We start from the raw sequence: 20967 nt of genomic DNA, 5'->3' as shown, positions 1-20967 counted from the left end.
CTGTCAGGCGGCATCTTCGAACTGCGCGTAGCCGGACTCTTCCAGCTCAAGCGCCAGTTCCTTGCCGCCGCTCTTAACCACTCGGCCCTTCGACATCACGTGCACGAAGTCAGGCACGATGTAGTTGAGCAGCCGCTGATAGTGCGTGATCACGACCATCGCGCGCTCAGGCGAACGCAGTGCGTTGACACCGTCGGCCGCAATGCGCAGCGCGTCGATGTCGAGGCCGGAGTCCATCTCGTCGAGGATGCATACGGCCGGCTCGAACAGCGCCATCTGCAGGATCTCGTTGCGCTTCTTCTCACCGCCGGAAAAGCCGACATTGACGCCGCGCTTGAGCATGTCCTGCGGAATGTTGAGCGACCTGGCGACCTCGCGTACCTTCTTGAGGAAGGCCGGCGACGATATCTCGTCCTCGCCGCGCGCCTTGCGCTGGGCGTTCAGCGCCGCATGCAGGAAATTCCAGGTGGTCACGCCGGGAATTTCGACCGGATACTGGAACGCCAGGAACACGCCCTTGGCGGCGCGCTCGTTGGGCTCCATTTCCAGGAGATCTTCACCCCTGAACAGGATCTGCCCGTCGGTGACTTCATAGCCCGGCTTGCCCGCGATGACATGCGACAGCGTCGATTTGCCGGAGCCGTTCGGCCCCATGATCGCGTGTACTTCGCCGGGATTCACCGTCAGCGACAGCCCGTGGAGAATCTCACGCTCCTCGACGCGGACCTTCAGATCTTTCACTTCAAGCAATGACATCACATTTTTCCTGAGCGTCATCCCGAGGCGGCTCAGCCGTGACCTTGGACGGGACGAATTTTAACCAACCGAACCTTCAAGACTGATCGAGATCAGCTTCTGCGCTTCCACCGCGAACTCCATCGGCAGTTGCTGCAACACATCCTTCACGAAGCCGTTCACGACGAGGCCGACGGCCTCTTCCTGGCTCAGGCCGCGCTGAATACAGTAGAACAGCACGTCCTCCGAGATCTTCGAGGTGGTCGCTTCGTGCTCGAACGTCGCCGACGAATTCTTCGCTTCGACGTAAGGCACGGTGTGCGCGCCGCACTTGTCGCCGATCAGAAGCGAGTCGCAGGCGGTGTAGTTGCGTGCACCCGTGGCTTTCCGATGCGCGCTGACGAGGCCGCGATAGGTATTCTGCGATTTGCCGGCGGCGATGCCCTTGGAGATTATCCGGCTCGACGTGTTCTTGCCGAGATGGATCATCTTGGTGCCGCTATCGACCTGCTGGTAGCCGTTCGAGATCGCGATCGAGTAGAACTCGCCGCTCGAATTGTCGCCGCGCAGAATGCAGCTCGGATATTTCCAGGTGATCGCCGAACCGGTCTCGACCTGGGTCCAGGAAATCTTCGAGTTCTTGCCGCGGCAGTCGCCACGCTTGGTGACGAAGTTGTAGATGCCGCCCTTGCCTTCCGAGTTGCCGGGGTACCAGTTCTGCACCGTCGAGTACTTGATCTCGGCATCGTCCAGCGCGACCAGTTCGACCACGGCGGCGTGCAACTGGTTCTCATCGCGCTGCGGCGCGGTGCAGCCCTCGAGGTAAGAGACGTAGGAGCCCTTGTCGGCAATGATCAGCGTGCGCTCGAACTGGCCGGTGTTGCGCTCGTTGATGCGGAAATAGGTCGACAGCTCCATCGGGCAGCGCACGCCAGGCGGCACGTAGACGAACGAACCGTCGGAGAACACGGCCGAATTGAGCGTCGCGAAATAATTGTCCGAGGTCGGCACCACGCTGCCGAGATACTTTTGCACGAGTTCGGGATGCTCGCGGATCGCCTCAGAGATCGGCATGAAGATCACGCCGGCCTTCTTGAGCTCCTTCTGGAAGGTGGTGGCGACAGACACCGAATCGAACACGGCGTCGACTGCGATCTTTCGGTTGGCCGAGGGCTCGCCGCCCGGCGGCGGCTCGACGCCTTCCAGGATTGCGACCTCGCGCAAGGGAATGCCGAGCTTCTCGTAGGTCTTGAGAATTTCCGGGTCGATCTCGTCGATCGAGGACAGCGTCTTCTTCGGCTTCGGCGCCGCGTAATAGTAAATGTCCTGGTAGTCGATCTTAGGATAATTCACCCGCGCCCAGGTCGGCTCGGTCATGGTCAGCCAGCGGCGGAATGCCTCCAGGCGCCACTCCAGCATCCAGGCGGGCTCGTTCTTCTTTGCTGAGATGAAGCGGACCGTGTCTTCCGACAGCCCCTTAGGGGCCTTGTCGGACTCGATCAACGTCTCAAATCCATATCGATACTGGTCGACGTCGATGCGCCGGACGCGCTCGACAGTCTCTTGCACTGCAGGCATTCAATCCTCCGCTCGCGGTTTCAAGGACCGCGGTGGATCAGTTCCGAAAGTCTATTACGATGCTTTGGGCACGAAATCACCTGCTTAGAACCGTTCAAGCTGTGTTTCGTCGCTCCCCCTTAACTAGGGTATTGGCAAGCTTTCGCCAAGCCTTGAGCGCCAAATCTACGTCTGTCTCCGTGGTAGACCAGCCCAGACTAAGCCGCACCGCTCCCTGCGTCATCTCTCGACGGTATCCCATTGCCGCCAACACATGGGACGGCTGAACCTTGCCGGAAGAGCAGGCGGAACCCGAGGAGACTGCGACGCCCGCAAGGTCAAAGCCGATGACCGCGGTCTCGGCCTTCATCCCGGGCGCCGTGAAGAGGATCGTATTGTGTAGCCGCTTCACATCATCGGAGAAGACGGTCAGACCCGGCGTTTGTCGCAACCCATCTTCGAGTTGATCGCGGAGCCGCCTGACCCTCGCGGCATCAGCCTTTAGGTCCGCCATCGCCGCCTTCGTCGCTGCGCCGAAGCCGGAAATGCCTGCGACATTCTCGGTTCCTGCCCGGCGCCCGAGTTCCTGGCCGCCGCCGCGCAGCAGCGCGTCCAGTCCCTCGGTGTCTTGGCCGAGGACCAGCGCTCCGATCCCCTTCGGCCCTCCAATCTTGTGCGCCGATAGTGACAGAAGATCGGCCTGCAGCGAGGTAAGATCGAACGCAATCTTTCCGAACGCCTGGACGGCATCGACATGCACGACGCCGCCGGCGGCGTGAACGATCTCACCGACCTCGGCCACCGGCTGGATGGCGCCGGTCTCGTTATTCGCCAGCATCACCGACACCAGCGCAGGCGGACCATCGTTCAGGAGACTGCGCAGATGCTCGAGATCGACAACCCCTGAAGGCGTCGCCTTGATCGTCCCAATCGTCTCGGCGGGAAACCGGCCGCCCGCAAGCACCGAGGCATGCTCGACGGCTGATACCAGCAACCGCGTGACCCGTGCGCCGGAGCCGCGCCGAAGCCCCGGCGTCAGCGCCAGCGCGTTGGCCTCGGTGCCACCCGACAGAAACACCACGTCCTGGGGCCGTGCACCGACCGCCCTTGCCACCGCCTCGCGGGCATCCTCGACGACCCGGCGCGCCCTGCGTCCCTCGCTGTGAACCGAGGACGGGTTGCCGCTCAACTCCCACGCCGCTTCCATCGCCGCCTTCGCTTCGGGGCGAAGCGGCGTCGTGGCATTCCAGTCGAGATAGACGCGCTCAACCATGAACTACAATATTACCTTATCCCGGCGAGCATACCCCTTCCCTGCGGGTCGCCTCGCTTTAGCCGTCTTGTCGCAAGTGGTGCTTGCGGCATCGCTTACAACCGCAATTCCGATCGATCGAGCCGGCCTTTGGGGGTGCTCAAGATGCTTGCTTTTTGCCCCTCGCCTCATGCTAGAAGCTGGCCTCAAAAGCAAACCCAGTGCCGTCCACGCCAACGCTTGACGGCGCCGATCACCCTTCGATGAGCCACTTTGTCAGCCGGCAGCCGATAAAGTCAGCCCCCATTCGATTGATGCCTGCGGATCAGTCGAGAGATCAATCGAATATCAATCAAGAGACCCCTGATGCCTGAAGTCATTTTCACCGGCCCGGCTGGCCGTCTCGAAGGCCGCTACCACCCGGCCAAGCAGAAGAACGCGCCGATCGCGATGATTCTGCATCCGCATCCGCAGTTCCACGGCACGATGAATCACCAGATCGTGTACCAGTGCTACTACGCGTTTGCGCATCGCGGCTTCTCGGTGCTTCGCTTCAACTTCCGCGGCGTCGGCCGCAGCCAGGGCTCGTTCGACCACGGCACCGGCGAACTATCGGATGCGGCATCGGCGCTCGACTGGGCGCAGGCGATCAATCCGGAGGCGCGCGCCTGCTGGGTCGCGGGCTTCTCGTTCGGCGCCTGGATCGGCATGCAGCTCCTGATGCGCCGGCCCGAGGTTGAGGGCTTCATCTCGATCGCGCCGCCCGCCAATCTCTACGACTTCTCGTTCCTCGCGCCCTGCCCGTCCTCGGGCCTGATCGTGCACGGCGATAAGGACGCGGTCGTGCCAGCCAAAGACGTCAACACTCTGGTCGAGAAGCTGAAGACCCAGAAGGGCATTGTGATCGACCAGCAGGTCATTCCCGGTGCCAACCACTTCTTCGACGGCAAGCTCGAGCCGCTGATGGAGACGGTGACCGGCTATCTCGACATGCGCCTCGCCAACGTGCGCTGACGCGCCAGCCAGCGCTATGCGGCGAGTTTCAGCATATGCGCGTCGTGACGGACCAGGAACGCGCGAAGCAGTTTGTGATAATCAGGCGAAACCGCGCCGCGGACGCTTGGCCGCTGCGCAAGCGCCACGCGCCATGCACGCACCTTCGGCGTAGCCGTGAACACCGCGAGATCTGAGAGTTCGTCGAACACGTCGAAATAGCGGAAGATCGGCGCGAACACGGCGTCAACCAGGCTGAACCGTTCGCCGGCGAACATCGGGCCTGCGCCGAGCGCGGCCTCGACGCGCGCGAACTTGGTGGCCACCGCCTGGCGCTTGCTCTCGAACGTCGCAGCGTCCGTGGTGGTCTCAAGCCCCCAGAGATCGCCCAGAATGGCCGAACCGAACTCCATCCAGGCACGATGCTCGGCGCGCCCGAGCGGATCCTGCAGGTGCAGCTTGGGCCCGGCCTGCGTCTCCTCGATATATTCGCAGATCACGTTGCTCTCGAACAACGCGACCTCCCTGCCATCGTCGCGGGTCACCACCAGCACCGGCACCTTGCCGAGCGGCGAAATCTTCACGAACCAGTCCGGCTTGTTGGCGAGATCGATATCGATTCGCTCGAACGGTACGCCCTTCTCGGCAAGCGCGATCACCGCGCGCTGCACATAGGGGCAGAGCTTGTGGCTGACGAGCTTCAGGGTGGCCATGGAGAAACCTCGATTTTCATGCGCTTGCATCTAAATACATGCAATTGCATGAAGTCGTCAAGGTCGATGCATCTGCATCAAATCACGGCCGCGCAATGATGCCTCCGGTCATCGGGATCGGCACGCCCGTTGTGGCGGGATAGCTCAGCGGCAAGCCTTTTAGCCCCCGCGCCGCGAGGAAGCCGAACGCCTGTGCCTCGATGGCATCCGACGCCCAGCCGAACGTTTCCGCCGCCTCGACGGTCGCCGGCGCCAGCCGCTCGCGCAGCATCCGCAGCATCGTGAGATTGGAGGCGCCGCCGCCCGCGACGATCCAGCTTTTCGGCCGCTTCGGCAGCAGCGGCACGATTCGGGCGATCGAAGCAGCGGTGAAGGCCGTCAGCGTCGCCGCGCCATCGGCAGGCGCCATGCCATCGAGCCTGAGTTTTGCGAAATCGTTGCGGTCGAGCGACTTCGGCGGCGGCAACGAAAAGAAGGGCAGCCTCAGCGCCTGCGCGATCCAGGCTTCGTCGGCTTTCCCCATCGCGGCGAAGCGCCCTTCGGTGTCGAACGGCTGGTGCATCTCGCGATACATGTAGTCGTCGAGCAGCGCGTTGCCTGGTCCGGTGTCGCAGGCGATCAGCGTGTCCGTGCCGTCGATATACGTGACGTTGGCAACGCCGCCGATGTTAACCACGACAATCGGCCCATCACGGTTCAGCGATTGCGCCAGCGCGCGGTGATAGACCGGCACGAATGGCGCACCCTGGCCGCCGGCCTCGACGTCGGCGGCGCGGAAGTCATGCATCACGGGGATGTGGATCGCCTTGGCAAGCGCGGGAGCGTCACCGATCTGCACGGTCAGTTTGCGCTCGGGGCGGTGCAGCACGGTCTGGCCATGGAACCCGACGATGTCGATGTCCTGGCAGGTGATGCGGTTATGCGCGGTGAAAGCTGCGACTGCCTCGGCATGAGCGATGGTGACGACGTGTTCGGCTTGCCGCAGGATCCCCGGCCGGGCATCGCGCTGCGGCAAGTGTACAGCCTCAGTCAGTGCCTGGCGCAGCACGCTGCGTTCGCCATCGGTATAGGGCCGGTATCCCGACGGGCCAAAGGCCTTGATCTGGCGGCCGTCGGTCTCGAGCAACGCGACGTCGACCCCGTCGAGCGAGGTGCCGCTCATGAGTCCGAGTGCGGTTAGGATCATCGAGGTCGGGCCCCAGCCGGGAACCCCCGGCTTGTATCAAACAAGTACATCCTATAATGCCACAGCGCATCCGCCCACGGCAGCTTTTGCGCCAAGGTTCCGCAAATAGTTGCAAAAACCGTAAAACAAGACTGATCTGAGTCGCAGACAAATGACTGCATTTAAATCGGATTTCCTGAATACTTTACAGGAACGGGGCTTCATCCACCAATGTTCCGATTTCGAGAGCCTCGACGCGCTTGCTGCCAAGGGTCAGGCCACCGCTTATGTCGGCTATGACTGCACCGCACCGTCGCTGCACATCGGCAACTTTCTCACCATGATGATGCTGTACTGGCTGCAGCAGAGCGGCAACAAGCCGATCACCTTGATGGGCGGCGGCACCACCATGGTCGGCGACCCCTCCGGAAAGGACGAGACGCGCGCGATCCGTACGATCGCGGAGATCGAAGCCAACAAGGCCAGCATCCGTGGCGTGTTCGCCAAGGTGCTGCGCTATGGCGGCGGCCACGCCGACGCCGTCATGCTCGACAATGCCGAGTGGCTGACGAAGCTGAACTGGATCGAGATGCTGCGCGATATCGGTCGACACTTCTCTGTCAACCGCATGCTGACCATGGATTCGGTGAGGCTCCGCCTCGAGCGCGAACAGGAGATGAGCTTCATCGAGTTCAACTACATGGTCTGCCAGGCCTACGACTTCGTCGAGTTGTCGCGCCGCGTCGACTGCCGGCTGCAAATGGGCGGCTCCGACCAGTGGGGCAACATCGTCAACGGCGTCGATCTCGGCCGCCGCATGGGGACCCCGCAACTCTTCGCGCTGACGACGCCGCTGCTCACCACCGCCTCGGGCGACAAGATGGGCAAGACCGCCAAGGGCGCGGTGTGGCTCAACGCCGACCAGTTCTCGCCTTACGACTTCTGGCAATACTGGCGCAATGTCGAGGACGCCGACGTCGTCAAGTTCCTCAAGCTGTTCACGATCCTGCCGATGAGCGAGATCAGCAAGCTCGCAGCGCTTAAGGGTGGCGAGATCAACGAGGCCAAGAAAGTGCTGGCGACGGAGACGACGGCCCTGCTCCATGGCCGCGATGCAGCCAATGAGGCGGCCGAGACAGCGCGGCGCACGTTCGAGGAGGGCGCGCTCGCCGAGACGCTGCCGACGGTCGAAATTCCGCGCGGCGAATTTGATACGGGTCTTGGCGTTCTCTCAGCCTTCGTGAAGGCAGACCTGGTCGCCTCAAACGGCGAAGCGCGCCGTCAGATCAAGGGCGGCGGACTGCGCGTCAACGACGCTGCGGTAACCGACGAGAAGATGCTGCTGACATCAGCCAACCTCACGCCAGAAGGTGTCGTCAAGTTGTCGCTCGGCAAGAAGCGGCACGTCCTGCTCAAGCCTGCATAGGCGCATTCTCATTTGTCGGTTGTGGGGAGCCACGAAAGCGCGCTCCCTGCATCCAATGGACCAGAACACACCTCGGGACGAAACGCTGATAAAGCCGGCGCAGCCGGCCCGCGTCGCATTGAACGTGCTCGCGCTTTGCTTCGTGCTGTCGGTGCTCGGCCGCGGCCTCGGTGAGAGTTTCACCGTTTTTCTGAAACCTATCTCTGAAAGTTTTGGCTGGGACCGCGCGCAGGTGGTCTCGGTCTATTCGTTGACATGGCTTGCCGGCGGCTTGACCGCGCCGCTGGTCGGCCGACTCTTCGATCGCTCCGGGCCGCCCATCGTCTTCTCCCTCGGACTGCTGCTCCTCGGCTGCGCGTTCATGATCGCGGCGCATGCGCAATATCTCTGGCAGTTCCAGATCAGCGTCGGGCTCTGCGTCGGTCTCGGCATTGCGCTGATTGGCAATGTGCCGAACTCGATCCTGCTCGGCCGCTGGTTCGGCCCGCGGCTTCCCACCGCTATGGCGGTGATCTATTCGGCCACGGGCACGGGAATCCTGGTGCTGCTGCCGATGTCGCAGGTCCTGATCGATCGCATCGGGTGGCGTGAAGCTTACCAGCTGTTCGGCGCGGTCGCGCTCTGCCTGCTGGCTCCGCTCTTGCTGTTGCCCTGGCGACTGTTCGCCGCTGGCTCGCCGCATGTCGTCAAACGAGCCGAAACCAAGCTCCTCGAGAACGATTGGACGCTGGCGAGCGCGATGCGCCATCACACGTTCTGGGCGCTGTTCTGCACGTTCTTCTTCACCGCCGTGGCAATGTACGCAATCACCGCGCAGATCGTGGCCTATCTGATCGATGCCGGATTCCCGCCGCTACAGGCGGCGACCGCCTGGGGATTTTCCGGCATCGTCACTGTGATCGGGATGCTTGGCGTCTCCACGCTCGACGGCATCATCGGCCGCAGACCATCCGTGCTGTTCAGCTACGGCGTCTCGATCGTCGGCATCATCCTGCTCTGGCTGTTGCAGTGGTACCCGAATTATTGGCTGCTCACCGGTTTCGTGATCTGCTTCGGCAGCATGATCGGTTCGCGCGGGCCACTGATCACGGCGACTGCGCTCAAGATCTTCCGTGGCGAACGTGTCGGCACGATCTACGGCACGATCTCGGTCGGCAGCGGGCTTGGTTCGGGACTGGGCTCCTGGAGCGGCGGCCTGATCCACGACTACGCCCACAGCTACAATCCGCTGATCGTGTTCGCGCTTGTCAATGTTGTGCTCGGGATGATCCCGTTCCTGGTCGTTCCGGCACTGCGAAGGTGAACCATCTCGGAGCCCGCCGGCCACGGATGACCCACCCCATGGCGCCCCGGCGCACACGCTGATAGACATACGCGGTGCGATGGCAACCGGTGTGCAACAGCCGGCATTTCCGAGGAAATCGATGCAAAAACCAGGAACAGCGCTTCGGTGGATGGTCACCGCGATCGCCTCGATCAGCATTGCGGTCTCGGCTCCCGCTTCTGCGGCGTCCGTCGCGCCGGTCGCCGCAGAAAACGGCATGGTGGTTTCCGCCCAGCATCTGGCCACGATGGTGGGTGTCGACGTGCTGAAGCGGGGCGGCAACGCGGTCGACGCGGCGGTCGCAGTCGGTTATGCGCTCGCGGTGGTCTATCCCGCGGCCGGCAATCTGGGCGGTGGCGGATTCATGACCATCCAGCTCGCCGACGGCCGCAAGACCTTCCTGGATTTCCGCGAAACGGCGCCGAAGGGCGCCACCGCCAACATGTATCTCGACAAGGACGGCAACGTCATCAAGGGCCTGTCCACCAAGGGGCACCTCGCGGTCGGCGTGCCCGGTTCCGTCTCCGGTATGGAATACGCCCGCGAGAAGTACGGCACCATGAAGCGCGCCGACCTGATCGCGCCGGCGCTTCAACTGGCCGAGGATGGTTTCGTGCTGGACCAGGGCGATATCGAAATGCTGCACACGGCGACAAAGGACTTTCAGGAAGACCCCGCGTCGGCCGCCATCTTCCTCAACAACGGCAAGCCGTTCCAGGTGGGAGAGCGGCTGGCGCAGCACGAACTCGCCGAAACGTTGCGCGAGATCAGCAAGCGAGGCACCGACGGTTTCTACAAGGGTTGGGTCGGCAGTGCCATCGTGGCATCGAGCCAGGCCGGCAAGGGCCTGATCACGCAGGAGGACCTCGACAACTACAAGACGCGTGAGCTCGCGCCTGTCGAATGCGATTACCGCGGCTACCACGTGGTCTCCGCACCGCCTCCGAGCTCGGGAGGCGTGATCATCTGCGAGATTCTGAACATCCTGGAGGGCTATCCGCTGAGGGAGCAGGGTTTCCACTCCGCACAGGCCGTGCACTACCAAATCGAAGCCATGCGCCACGCCTATGTCGATCGCAACAGCTATCTCGGTGACCCGGACTTCGTGAAAAATCCGCTCGATCGCCTGCTCGACAAGAACTACGCGGCCAAGATCCGCGCCGTGATCGATCCAAACAAGGCCGGTTTGTCCAAGGACATCAAGCCGGGCGTCGAGCCGCACGAGGGCAGCAATACCACGCACTATTCAATCGCCGACAGGGACGGCAACGCGGTCTCGGTCACCTACACGCTGAACGATTGGTTCGGCGCCCGCGTGACGGCGGCGAGGACGGGTGTGCTCCTCAACGACGAAATGGACGACTTCACCGCCAAAGTGGGCGTACCGAACCTGTATGGCCTGGTGCAGGGCGAAGCCAACGCGATCGTCCCTGGGAAGCGCCCGCTATCTTCCATGAGTCCGACTATCGTGACGAAGGACGGCAAACCGGTCATGGTGGTGGGCACGCCGGGCGGAAGCCGCATCATCACCGCCGTGCTGCAAACGATGATCTGCGCCATCGATTACGACATGAGCGCCCAGGAGGCAGTGGACATGCCGCGCTTCCATCAGCAATGGCTCCCAGACCTGACCAACCTGGAGAATTACACGCTGTCACCGGACACGCGCAAAATCCTGGAAGGCATGGGCCACAAATTTGGTCCGCCGCACCCGGCCAATCATTTGGCGGTCATCATCATCGGCGCGCCGTCACTTATGGGCAAGCCGGTTGGCAGCAATCGCTTTTATGGAGCGAATGATCCGCGTCGCAACAGTGGACTGGCTGCCGGCTACTGACGTCATCGAGGATGCCCGGCACCGAGCCAGGAGATTGCAAGCCCGACACAGTGCCGTTGCTTCAGTTGTTCGGCTGAAAATCGGTCGGGTTGTTTTGCCTGAACTCGAAAATCTTCCGTGTCAGCCCGGGCGCCAACGCGGAGATCGGGTTGACGCGCAGCACCGGCTGATTGGGCGTGCCCACCACTTCATAGGTGACGCCGATCAGGCCTTCATTGCTGCCGGCCCCGAGGAAAATTCCGAAGAACGGAATCTGGCCGAACATGTTGTTCAGCCCGTACATCGGGATGAAGGTGCCGTTCATGCGCACCTGGTTGCCGACATAGTCGATGCTGCCTTCGATCGTGGCGCCGATGCTCGGTCCCTTGACGACGCCGTCGCGGATCGAAAGCTGACCGCTGTGGCGCGTGAACTCGGCGCGGAGTGCCGTGAACGCGATGCCATTCTGCGTGCCGATCGGTCCGCCGGCGACCGCGCGATCGAGCTGTGTTTCGCCCTTTACCGCGAAGTCGCGGACGTTGATCAGGCCCTCCTTGGCGCCCGGTTCGACCGTCGGCGGCTCCATCGCGAGGGCGAGCTGGCCGCCGAGCATCTTGGAATAGGTGTCGGTGAAGCGGAAGAAGGCGCCGGCGTCGTTAGTCTGCAGGTAGATCACCTCGCGCCCCTGCTGACGACCGCGCAGATCCGCGGTGACAGGTGTGTCGCGCCCCACCTTCCCGGTCAGGCTGAAGCCCTTGATGATGCCGTTTCGCCGCGAAGCCTTGGCGTCGACGCTGCGCACCGCTTCGCCGTTGAAGCCGGCCACGGCGCCCAGCTTCACGTCGACATCGAAGTCGACGTTCTTGGTCCTGCCCTTGGCATCGGCCTCGCGGCCGGAGATTGCGGATTTGAGGAAACCGCGGCCATCGAACACGTCACCGCGCATCGTCACCTTGACGACGCCGTCTGTGCCGCGCTCCGCCTTCAGCGAGGTCTTGTCGCCTTCCGACGGCGAATAGGTCGAGAAGTTCGCGTTCATCAGGTCGCCGTTTTGGTCGATCTCGATCGTGCCCTTGATCGACGCCCCACTGCCGTCCACGACGATGTCCTCGAATCGCGTCGATTGGGGTTTCGGCACCACGTTGAAGGTGGCCTTGCTCGCTTTGCCCGGCGCCTTGACCCAGCCTGGCAGGACGTTGTCGAGCTTCAAGGCGGTCAGGTCGGCCTCGACGCCCAGCTTGGTGTTGTTATCGCCGCTGCCGATCTTGCCGGATAGCTTGATGGGGACAGCGCCGCTGGCGGCCGAGCCGAGATCAAGGCCGAGACGTGCGCGGCCCGCGTCGTCGAGGGTTGCCTGCAGCTTGATATCGGCGTCGCCCTCGGCGGGCTTGCGATAATCCAGCGACGCCGCCTGCCCGTTGATCTTGACGTCGCCTTTGACCTGATAACCCGCGTTGTTGGCTGCGACCTTCAACGCGTTGGCCTCGAGCTTCTGGTTCATCACAAGCTTGTCGATGGCGACGCCGCTGATGTCGGCGGTGACCGAGTAGGTCGTGTCGGCCTTGGTCAGAGCGCCCTTCACGGGCATGCCAAGATTGATGATGGCAGTGACGTTGCCCTTGCTGGCGTTGGGATCAACGGGCGGGCCCGAGAGATCGCTCAGCCGGTCGGAAGCAAGGATTTCCGCGGCCGCTGGTACTCCGCTATCGACCCGGAACTTGACCTTCGACGGCGAGGGCTTCGGCGCCATGTCCGGCACTTCGAAGGTGAAATCCGACAACGTGATCTTGCGCCCAGCGGGCGTGTCCGCGATGCCCTGGCCAATCGTCACCGTCGCAGTGCGGCCGGTCACCTTCGCCTTCAGATCGGCATCGTGCACGACAGGCATTTCGTCGACCGGGCGCACCGCGACGCCTGATGCGACGATGTTGACGGCGAGACCGTCATCCGGGATCGGCGGTCCCTTGCGAGACAGGTTGCGCACCGGCGAATTGACGCCAACATCGATACGCTGGAGCGTCCCCTTCTCGATGCGTTCGATCACCCATTCACGCACCTCCGGCACGATGATGGTCGGCCACATCCGCTTCAGCGCGGAAGCCGACATCGGCGTGCCAGCAAAGCCGAGTTGCAGCCGCGGTTCGCCGGAATAGTCGACGTTGCCGGTGCCGGCGACGCCGATCTCGCCATTGCTGATGTCGGCCTGTGTCAGCATCACGCGCTTCTTGTCGGTGTCGAAGCGGAAGGCGACGTTGATGCGGTTGAAGATCAGCGGCGGCTCCTTGTCGATGCCGGCCAGCACGATAGTACCGCCCGAGAATCCGGCCTGCCAATCGGTAACGTTGTCGTTCGGTGGCTCGAGATGGCCGAGCAGCGTGATTCGGTTGGCACCGGAAATAATCTTGAACGGTGCGAGCAGCACCCGCCGCCCCGCATCCCATTCGACGCTTATCTCTGCCGAATCGATCGCCATCGGATAATCCGGCGTGTCGGTGTCGATGATGGTGCCGGCGCCGGCGGTGATCTTGCCGCGGAAATAGGTCGGCAGTCCGTCGCGGCCGAGTTCGCCCATCAGTTCACCCGACAGCGGCAGGTCCGCGTTGTAGGTGAGATCCTTGGTTCTGAGCGCGAGCAGGATGTTGCTCGTCGAGACCTTGTCGGCCTTGATGTCGACCGAGCGAACGCCGTTGCTTTGCGGGCCGACGAGCACGCGCAGCGACCAGGGTTTTGCGCCCTCCTCGCCAAGGCTCAACGCCACTCCGCCGCCGCTCGGCCGTCGCAGGCTAAGGCTGATATTGTCGAAGGTCCATTTGCTGCCACGCTGCTGGTCGTCGACGACGAGATTGCCGTTCTTCAGACCGATCTCATTGAGATTCTGGCCGTCGAGCCCTGTCATGCTGAGGCTGTCGAGCCAATCGAGACCGGCCAGGATCCCGCTCTGCGCGGAATCGGCCGTCGACGGCGCGGCAGTGGCGGGCGGCGGGCGCGGAAGTGTCGGCGCCAATCCGGCGTCCTTCTTCGAGGCGACGCCGGTTGCCAGCGGCTTGGCGGTATCCCCGGTCGACACCGTCACATAGCCATCTGGCGTAATGCGCACCGACAGTTCGGCATCGACCAGGTTGAGGCTTTCAGCGCGGAGTTGCCCCATCAGCAACGCCGTTCCCGACAGCCGCACCTCGGCCTTGGGCGCGCTCGCGACGATCGCACGATCGCGGTCGCGCACGATGATATCGCGGATACGCACCGCGATTCTGACTCGGCCGGCGCGCTCGATCTGGGTGCCCCCGACCTCAACCGTGTTGCCGTGACCGATATTCTCTTCAATCGCCGCCGCGAGCCAGGGCGTGGCCATGTCGAGATTGATCGGACCGGCACCGAGGCGCCACCACAGCACCCCGAAACAGGTCGCGAAGACCGCCACGAGCGCCACCATCACGAGTCCAACGCGTCGCACCCAGCGCCCAGTCCTCAGCCAGCGCTGCAGGCCTGCACAAAAATCGGAAAAGCGGTGGAGACCCGTATCGGAACGCGCCAACAGCCGCCGCGCGCGATGGCCGGCAGCCTCGTCCTGTTCGTCCCACGCAACCTCATCTTCCCATTGCGAGAATTGAGCCTCGGTGCGCGGATTTGGCCCCTGCGGCGACGTAGTCCTTGCCATTGCCTCTAGGTGCTGGCGGTGAAGTTGATCGCCGTCGTCGGAGCGCCCTCCGATTCGTTTCGAGCGCTCCTGTGTCGGCATCGCGCCAATCCTCGGTTGATATTGCTGCCCGCTGACAGACCCAAGAAACCAATCAAAAGGCGATTCAACGAACGGATGAGTGACGCATCGAATTCCTTGTAACCATACCCCGAGGCGGTCAAATTTGCACCGCGACGGCTGCGAATCCCTGCGCTGTGGCCAAGGGTCCCAATACTCCAATGGTTGAGCCGCGGAAAGCGACGAAAGGAAGGCGTATGTCCAAGAAAACGCGCAAGAAATCCTCCAACCCAACCGGAAAGCGGGCTGCCTCGAAGGTCGCACGCCGAGCAAGCGCGAGCACGGGCAAGTCCCCGGCGAAACCCCGCACGGCGGCTGCAGCGACCTCAGGCAAGATCACCAGATCCATCCCGGCCAAAGCCTCGCACAGGGCATCATCGAAGCCGTTAAAATCCAGGCCGGCGGCTGCGGCCAAATCGCGCGGCGCTGGACTTTCCGAGGGCGGCACTGCTCCGGCCTTCACGCTGCCGCGCGACGGCGGCGGCATTGTCTCGTTGACCGACTTCGCTGGAAGGAAGCTCGTCCTTTTCTTTTACCCTCGGGCAGACACCCCCGGCTGCACAAGGGAGGCGGTCGACTTCACCAGGCTGAACGGCGCCTTCGCCGAAGCCGACACTGCGGTGCTCGGGATCTCCGCCGATACGCTTAAGGCGCAGGAATCATTTCGAAACAAACACGACTTGTCGATTCCTCTGATCTCGGATGAGAAGCATGAAATGCTCGAAGCCTATGGTGCCTGGGGCGAAAAATCCATGTATGGCAAGACCTTTCTGGGAATTATTCGCACAACGGTTCTGATCGACTCGCAGGGTAACGTCGCCAAGGTCTGGCGCAATGTGAGGGTCGACGGCCACGCCGACGAGGTGCTTGCGGCCGCACGGTCACTCTGACGGTCCGGTTCCATTTCCTGAAAATTAACCATAGAACGGTCAAATCGGCCATACAGATAGCCGTACGGAGCTTGGTCCGACCGGCGCGGGAGTGCCGATGTCGAGCCGTTCTGGTCATCACTTCGAATATCACAAGCACCATCATCCGCAGGACCACGGCCGGACGCCGCCGCGCCGGCCGGCCGCCAATGCCGCCGCGGTGGCGACAATGCCGGCCGCGGCCGGTTCCGGCGCGGGGTACGCCATCGTCCATGCCGGCAAGCAGGTCCGCTTCGGGCCGGTCGTGTTCTGGATCGCAGTCGGTACCATCGTCCTGCTCGGCATGTGGTCGGCTGCGACCGCCACCTATTTTGCCTTCCGCGACGACGTCTTGACCCGGCTGATCGCCCGCCAGGCCGAGATGCAATACGCCTATGAGGACCGCATCGCCGAACTGCGCGCAAAGGTCGATCGGACCACCAGTCGCCAGCTGCTCGACCAGGAACAGTTCGATCAGAAGCTCGACCAGATCATGCGTCGGCAGACCACACTGGAATCGCGCACCACCGCGCTAGGTGCGATCCCCGACGTCTCAGTCACCGGATCGATCAGGCCACAGGGCCGCGGCGCCGAGACCGGGGGGACATCCCCCGGTACGCCAAAGCCCTCGCCGATCAGCGATACCGTGATCTTCGTCGCACCGCCCGACCGCGAAGCACGCCTGGAGTCCCGCGCGCCGCTGGCGATCAAGGCTCAGCCCAATCAATTCGCCAAGGTTCAAGGCGTCGACAACGTCCTCGTTCGCCTGCAGACCTCGCTGGATCAGATCGAGCGGCGGCAGATGGCCGTGCTGTCCTCGGTCGAGGACGGCATCGAATCGCGGGTACGGCGAATGCGCGGCGTGATCGGCGACCTCGGCCTCGACATGGCCCAACTCGAAGCGGCGACGCCGCGCTCGGGCATGGGTGGTCCGTTTGTGCCCGTCAAGCTCCCCGCCGACGCCGGCCCATTCGAACGCCAACTCTACCGCATCAACATCAACCGCGCGCAGATGCAGCGCCTGAACCAGACGCTGGCGCTGGTACCCTACCGCAAGCCCGTCGTCGGCGAAGTCGAGTTCACGAGCGGCTTCGGCGTGCGCAGCGATCCGTTCCTCGGTCGCCCGGCCATGCACACAGGCCTCGATTTCCGCGCCGCCACCGGCGATCCCGTGCGCGTGACCGCCAACGGCAAGATCGTCTCGTCGGGTTGGGCCGGCGGCTACGGCCGCATGGTCGAGGTCGACCATGGTAACGGACTCTCGACCCGCTACGGTCATCTGTCGGAAATCCATGTCAGGGTCGGCGACGTCGTCAAGATCGGTCAGGTGATCGGCGCGGTCGGTTCAACCGGGCGCTCGACCGGGCCGCATCTGCACTATGAAACCCGGATCGATGGCGAGGCGGTCGATCCGCAAAAGTTCTTGCGTGCCGGCGTTCGCCTTAGCGCGGGCTGAGGTCCTCCGCGGCTCCAAGCCTATGCAACCAGTGTACGGATGCCCATCCAACTGCGCGCTATCTTGACGCCTCGTGCCCGACTTCGCCGGTGATCACATCGCCGAACAGCTCCCAGGCTTCGCCGTCGAACCTCATCAGTTGCATCTGCTCGATCGGAAAATAGTCGTCGGGCGAGGTGTTGACCATGATGCCAGGCAGCATCAGCTCGGAATGAAAGTTCTTCAGGCTCGCCGCCTGCTTCATGACGTTCTCGTGCGTGAGATTGTCGCCGCACTGCTTCAGCACCTGCGCCATCGCCTCCGCCTGCACGTAGCCATAGAGGTTGTTGGCGTTGGCCTTGTCGCCGTCGGGATAATACTTGTCCATGAAGGCGCGCCACTGCACGATGGCGGGATCCTTGTCCCACGTCGGATCGGTCGGGTCCTTCAGATACGCCGTGGAGATGATGCCCTTGGAAAATTCGACGCCCGCGGGTTTGAGCACGGAGGCGACCGAAGTGGCGGTGTTGGCGAGGAAGAACTTCGGCTTCCAGCCGAGCTCGCCGACCTTCCGGATCGCCTGCGCGGAGCCCTTCGGCGCCGCCCAGGAGAAAAAAATGTCGGCGCCGGAATCGTGCAGTGCGACGATCTGGGAATCGATCGAGGGATCGCTCACCTCATACGATTTGTCGGCGATGATCATGCCGGCCTTGTCGCCGAGCCCGTCCTTCAAGCCCTTGAACTGATCCTTGCCGGCGTCGTCGTTCTGCCAGAACACCGCGATCTTGCTGTTGGGGAAATGATCGAGGATGTATTTCGCGTAAATGCGTCCTTCGCTCTGGTAGTTGGGTTGAAAGCCCATGGTCCAGGGAAAGTTCTTGGGATCGCCGAACTTGGTGCCGCCGGAAGCGACGAAGAGCTGCGGCACCTTCTTGGCGTTCATGTATTTCATGATCGCCGAATTGGACGGCGTGCCGAGCGCCTGGAAGATCAGCAGCACCTCGTCACCCTCGACGAGCTTGCGCGCCTGCTCGATCGCCTTCGGTGGCGAATACGCGTCGTCATAGCTGATGAAGTCGATCTTGCGGCCGTTGATTCCGCCCTGGTCGTTGATCATCCTGAAGAAGGCGGCTTCGGTCTTGCCGATCACGCCATAGGACGACGCCGGCCCGCTATAGGGCATGATGTTGCCGACCTTGACTTCGCTATCGCTTGCGCCGGGATCGTATTTCTTCTGTGCAAAGGCAGAGGTCGCGGCGAGCGCCGCACTTGCGAGCGCTGCGATCACAACAATGTAACGAGAACGAGATGGCATCGTTTTCTCCCGATTTTTGTCGTTGTTTTGGCGGCAAGTCTCGCAAGTCACGCATGTACTGGCAAGCGCCGGTTTTTTTCCGTCCGACGAAACGGCATTGTTGCCTGGCGCTAATTGTGATTGATGGTCGGCCGGGTGCATAGAAGTCGAGGCAGGTTGATTGCTTAAGCCGAAAATCCGTACCGGTCCCCGGCATCCGCGAATTGCGGGCGCGGGCTATGAGTTCACGCGCTGGATCAGCGAGTCCGCGATGGAGCGGCGCGGCCTTCACAAGGCGAACAGCGATTTCGCCAAGCAGACTCTCGCGTCGATCCGCGAACGCCTGCTGCGTGGCGAGAGCGTCTACATCGCGGGGCTCGCCTGCCCGGGTACCCACAACACCGGTGTTGCTCTGGTCGAAGTCACTCAGAGCGGCGGACCGCGCCTGATCATCAACAATGAGGAGGAACGCTTTTCCGGTAACAAGCACACCAACGCTTTTCCGGAAGCCTCGTTGAACGACATGCGCAAGGTGCTGAGGCGGATGGGCCGCGACATTGGCGACGTCGCAGCCTTCGTCACGACCTGGGACTATTCGGCGCTGCTGGCCATGCTGATCCGCACCTCGATTGAGGAGGCGCCCGCAAGCCTCAAGCTGCTGCGCGCGCCGATCGCGCCAGCGATCAACCTCCGCCAGATGGACCAGGTCCGGCGCCTGTCGCGCAAGCTCGGCGGAATGTTCGGGCTTGCCGGACCGCTGCCGCTGATCTGCCTGCCGCATCACGACAATCATGCATGGTACTCATTCGCGGCCTCGCCGTTTGCCGACGCGCAAGAGCCGATCGCGATTGCCGTGCTCGATGGCACCGGCGATATCGGTTCGATCTCGCTCTATGTTGCCGAAAACGGCGAGATGAAGCGACTCTACTGCAACGAAAGCCTGTTCGATTCGCTGGGCGCCTTCTACACGGTGATTTCCTCCAGCCAGGGCGGCTGGACCTGGCTCTCCAGCGAGGGCCGCTACATGGGCGCCGCCGCTTGGGGCGACATGAACCGCGCGACCAATCCCTACTACAAGCGATTGAAGGAAGTGCTGCAGCTCGGCCCGAACGGCGAGGTGCGTCTCAATCGCGCAATGGCCAACTGGCATAGCGATCCGGCCGACAAGCCCTACAAGCCGCTGCTCATCGAAATCCTCGGTCCGCCGCTGCGGCCCGACCAGCTCTGGAATCCCGACGCCATGCTGCGCGTCGAGGACATCCATCACCGTCCCGACACCAAGGACCGTCTCGACAAGGCGGCCGCAACGCAAATGGTATTCGAGGACGCGATGATCCATGTTGTCGATCATCTCCTCCGCATCACCGGGACCAACCGCCTGGTGCTGACCGGCGGCGTGGCGCTGAACGCGCTCGGCAACATGCGGCTGCTCGAGCATTTCGACGAGGCTTGGTTCGAGAAAGCGCAAGGCCGCAAGACGCGGCTGCATATGTGGGTGCCGCCAGTGCCGGGCGATCCCGGTGTGCCGATCGGCGCCGCCTGGCTGTTTGCGCATATGGCTGGCGCGCCGCGCGGCGCCGCTTTGTCGCACGCTTTCTATTGCGGTTTGCCGCCGACGCATGCGGACATCACAGCGGCGCTGCAAGCCGAGGATGTCGCCTCAACAGCGATCGGCAATGTCTCGAGCCCCGAAGGCCGCGACGCCATCGCAGACCTGATGGCCTACATGGTCGCGCAAGGTGGCGTCATCGCGATCTACCAGGGCGCGGCGGAAACCGGCCCGCGCGCGCTGGGGCACCGCTCGATTCTGGCCAATCCCTGCGATCCCAATGTCCGCGAGCGCCTCAACGAACGCGTCAAGTACCGTGAAGCTATCCGCCCGCTGGCGCCGATGGCGACGCTGGAGGCGGCACTAGACTATTTCCAGTTGGAAGACGGCGCCTCCGACGCCGACTACAACGCCTATAACTACATGGTGCTGACGGCCCACTCGAAGCCGCAGGCGCGCGAAAAAATCCCGGCGGTGGTGCATGCCGACGGCACCGGCCGCATCCAGATCGTTCGAGCCCAGGACGATCCCCTCACCTACGCTTATCTGAAGGCGCTCGGCCGCCATATCGGCGTCGAGATGTCGGTCAACACCTCCTTCAATGTCGCAGGCCCCATCGCGCAGACGCCGGCGCAAGCCATCGATACGCTCCGCCGCTCGAAGGGCCTCGATGCCGTGGTTCTGGTCGCCGATGACGGCACCGCCTACGCAGCCTGGCACGGCGGCGAGCGCGACAGCGGACGATTCACCGGATGGTATGCGGCGTGGACGAGTGCGCAGCGCTAATAGTTTGCTTGACAGCCCCGATCCATCTGCGCATCGCCGTCGATCTCAAGAGCCCATTCACTGTCGATCGCTTCTTCGTGATGAAGACACTACTTTGCTTAGCGACGGAAGCAAACCTTTCCGGGGATGTGTCGCCTGGCGGCAACAGATCGGCACAGTGTGAGTGAAATTCCCGAAAAGGATTTCAACCGTAATACGAGGCATTGAAACGTTGCACGGCGCGCGCAAGATGATCGCGGTCTTCAAACGCCTGCCAT

The 20967-nt window shown here is 62.8% G+C and carries 14 protein-coding genes; 7 read left to right on the top strand and 7 right to left on the bottom strand.

Annotated features, from left to right (window positions below; genetic code table 11):
* Positions 1 to 3 precede the first annotated feature (3 nt).
* From sufC to JQ553_RS07160, 3 genes are all read right to left on the bottom strand, one after another.
* Positions 4 to 756, bottom strand: a complete 753-nt coding sequence (gene sufC / locus JQ553_RS07170) for a Fe-S cluster assembly ATPase SufC (RefSeq protein ID WP_212499200.1) — start codon at positions 754 to 756, stop codon at positions 4 to 6.
* 60 nt (positions 757 to 816) lie between these two features.
* Positions 817 to 2313 (bottom strand): Fe-S cluster assembly protein SufB, encoded by a 1497-nt coding sequence (gene sufB / locus JQ553_RS07165; RefSeq protein WP_212499199.1) that lies wholly within the window; start codon positions 2311 to 2313, stop codon positions 817 to 819.
* Between the two features lie 94 nt (positions 2314 to 2407).
* Entirely contained in the window at positions 2408 to 3565 is a 1158-nt protein-coding gene (locus tag JQ553_RS07160; RefSeq protein WP_212499198.1) for a cysteine desulfurase family protein, read from the bottom strand.
* Between the two features lie 345 nt (positions 3566 to 3910).
* On the opposite strand from JQ553_RS07160, the gene JQ553_RS07155 reads away from it, so the two are divergent.
* A complete protein-coding gene (locus JQ553_RS07155; protein WP_212358576.1) occupies positions 3911 to 4558 on the top strand; it encodes an alpha/beta hydrolase in 648 nt (215 codons plus the stop codon).
* Between the two features lie 14 nt (positions 4559 to 4572).
* Here the strand turns inward: JQ553_RS07155 and JQ553_RS07150 are convergent, their stop codons facing one another.
* Both JQ553_RS07150 and JQ553_RS07145 read right to left on the bottom strand, forming a co-directional pair.
* Positions 4573 to 5250 (bottom strand): glutathione S-transferase family protein, encoded by a 678-nt coding sequence (locus tag JQ553_RS07150; protein ID WP_212499197.1) that lies wholly within the window; start codon positions 5248 to 5250, stop codon positions 4573 to 4575.
* 82 nt (positions 5251 to 5332) lie between these two features.
* Positions 5333 to 6436, bottom strand: a complete 1104-nt coding sequence (locus JQ553_RS07145) for an anhydro-N-acetylmuramic acid kinase (protein ID WP_212499196.1) — start codon at positions 6434 to 6436, stop codon at positions 5333 to 5335.
* Between the two features lie 151 nt (positions 6437 to 6587).
* On the opposite strand from JQ553_RS07145, the gene tyrS reads away from it, so the two are divergent.
* From tyrS to ggt, 3 genes are all read left to right on the top strand, one after another.
* Positions 6588 to 7841: a tyrosine--tRNA ligase gene (gene tyrS / locus JQ553_RS07140; RefSeq protein ID WP_212499195.1), complete on the top strand. Its 1254-nt coding sequence runs from the start codon at positions 6588 to 6590 to the stop codon at positions 7839 to 7841.
* Positions 7842 to 7896: 55 nt separating this feature from the next.
* The gene (locus tag JQ553_RS07135; protein WP_212499194.1) at positions 7897 to 9144 is read left to right on the top strand and encodes an MFS transporter; all 1248 of its coding nucleotides are present in this window, start codon (positions 7897 to 7899) and stop codon (positions 9142 to 9144) included.
* Positions 9145 to 9265: 121 nt separating this feature from the next.
* Positions 9266 to 11002: a gamma-glutamyltransferase gene (gene ggt / locus JQ553_RS07130; RefSeq protein WP_212499193.1), complete on the top strand. Its 1737-nt coding sequence runs from the start codon at positions 9266 to 9268 to the stop codon at positions 11000 to 11002.
* Positions 11003 to 11063: 61 nt separating this feature from the next.
* On the opposite strand, the gene JQ553_RS07125 is transcribed toward ggt, so the two are convergent.
* The gene (locus JQ553_RS07125; RefSeq protein ID WP_212499192.1) at positions 11064 to 14720 is read right to left on the bottom strand and encodes a DUF3971 domain-containing protein; all 3657 of its coding nucleotides are present in this window, start codon (positions 14718 to 14720) and stop codon (positions 11064 to 11066) included.
* Between the two features lie 215 nt (positions 14721 to 14935).
* Between JQ553_RS07125 and JQ553_RS07120 the strand changes: the two genes are divergently transcribed.
* Together JQ553_RS07120 and JQ553_RS07115 are read left to right on the top strand one after the other, a co-directional pair.
* Positions 14936 to 15628 carry a peroxiredoxin gene (locus JQ553_RS07120; protein ID WP_212499685.1) on the top strand — a complete coding sequence of 231 codons (693 nt, stop codon included), beginning with the start codon at positions 14936 to 14938 and terminating at the stop codon, positions 15626 to 15628.
* A gap of 97 nt (positions 15629 to 15725) precedes the next feature.
* Entirely contained in the window at positions 15726 to 17102 is a 1377-nt protein-coding gene (locus JQ553_RS07115; RefSeq protein WP_212499191.1) for a M23 family metallopeptidase, read from the top strand.
* Positions 17103 to 17160: 58 nt separating this feature from the next.
* Here JQ553_RS07115 and JQ553_RS07110 read toward each other — a convergent pair whose 3' ends face one another.
* On the bottom strand, positions 17161 to 18396 hold the full coding sequence (locus tag JQ553_RS07110; RefSeq protein WP_212499190.1) for an ABC transporter substrate-binding protein: 1236 nt from the start codon (positions 18394 to 18396) through the stop codon (positions 17161 to 17163).
* 160 nt (positions 18397 to 18556) lie between these two features.
* Between JQ553_RS07110 and JQ553_RS07105 the strand changes: the two genes are divergently transcribed.
* Positions 18557 to 20710, top strand: a complete 2154-nt coding sequence (locus tag JQ553_RS07105) for a carbamoyltransferase C-terminal domain-containing protein (protein WP_212499189.1) — start codon at positions 18557 to 18559, stop codon at positions 20708 to 20710.
* Positions 20711 to 20967 lie beyond the last annotated feature (257 nt).

Source organism: Bradyrhizobium lablabi (assembly GCF_018131005.1).
Classification (GTDB): Bacteria; Pseudomonadota; Alphaproteobacteria; order Rhizobiales; family Xanthobacteraceae; genus Bradyrhizobium; species Bradyrhizobium lablabi_D.
Note: the sequence above shows the minus strand (reverse complement) of the source record. Positions and strands in the feature narration are given on the sequence as shown.

What these genes read in the sequence shown, in the direction of transcription:
- JQ553_RS07150 (WP_212499197.1), bottom strand. Translation starts at nt 5,250, where the DNA reads ATGGCCACCCTGAAGCTCGTCAGCCACAAGCTCTGCCCCTATGTGCAG.
- JQ553_RS07135 (WP_212499194.1), top strand. Translation starts at nt 7,897, where the DNA reads ATGGACCAGAACACACCTCGGGACGAAACGCTGATAAAGCCGGCGCAG.
- JQ553_RS07145 (WP_212499196.1), bottom strand. Translation starts at nt 6,436, where the DNA reads ATGATCCTAACCGCACTCGGACTCATGAGCGGCACCTCGCTCGACGGG.
- tyrS (WP_212499195.1), top strand. Translation starts at nt 6,588, where the DNA reads ATGACTGCATTTAAATCGGATTTCCTGAATACTTTACAGGAACGGGGC.
- sufC (WP_212499200.1), bottom strand. Translation starts at nt 756, where the DNA reads ATGTCATTGCTTGAAGTGAAAGATCTGAAGGTCCGCGTCGAGGAGCGT.
- sufB (WP_212499199.1), bottom strand. Translation starts at nt 2,313, where the DNA reads ATGCCTGCAGTGCAAGAGACTGTCGAGCGCGTCCGGCGCATCGACGTC.
- ggt (WP_212499193.1), top strand. Translation starts at nt 9,266, where the DNA reads ATGCAAAAACCAGGAACAGCGCTTCGGTGGATGGTCACCGCGATCGCC.
- JQ553_RS07115 (WP_212499191.1), top strand. Translation starts at nt 15,726, where the DNA reads ATGTCGAGCCGTTCTGGTCATCACTTCGAATATCACAAGCACCATCAT.
- JQ553_RS07125 (WP_212499192.1), bottom strand. Translation starts at nt 14,720, where the DNA reads ATGCCGACACAGGAGCGCTCGAAACGAATCGGAGGGCGCTCCGACGAC.
- JQ553_RS07160 (WP_212499198.1), bottom strand. Translation starts at nt 3,565, where the DNA reads ATGGTTGAGCGCGTCTATCTCGACTGGAATGCCACGACGCCGCTTCGC.
- JQ553_RS07155 (WP_212358576.1), top strand. Translation starts at nt 3,911, where the DNA reads ATGCCTGAAGTCATTTTCACCGGCCCGGCTGGCCGTCTCGAAGGCCGC.
- JQ553_RS07120 (WP_212499685.1), top strand. Translation starts at nt 14,936, where the DNA reads ATGTCCAAGAAAACGCGCAAGAAATCCTCCAACCCAACCGGAAAGCGG.
- JQ553_RS07110 (WP_212499190.1), bottom strand. Translation starts at nt 18,396, where the DNA reads ATGCCATCTCGTTCTCGTTACATTGTTGTGATCGCAGCGCTCGCAAGT.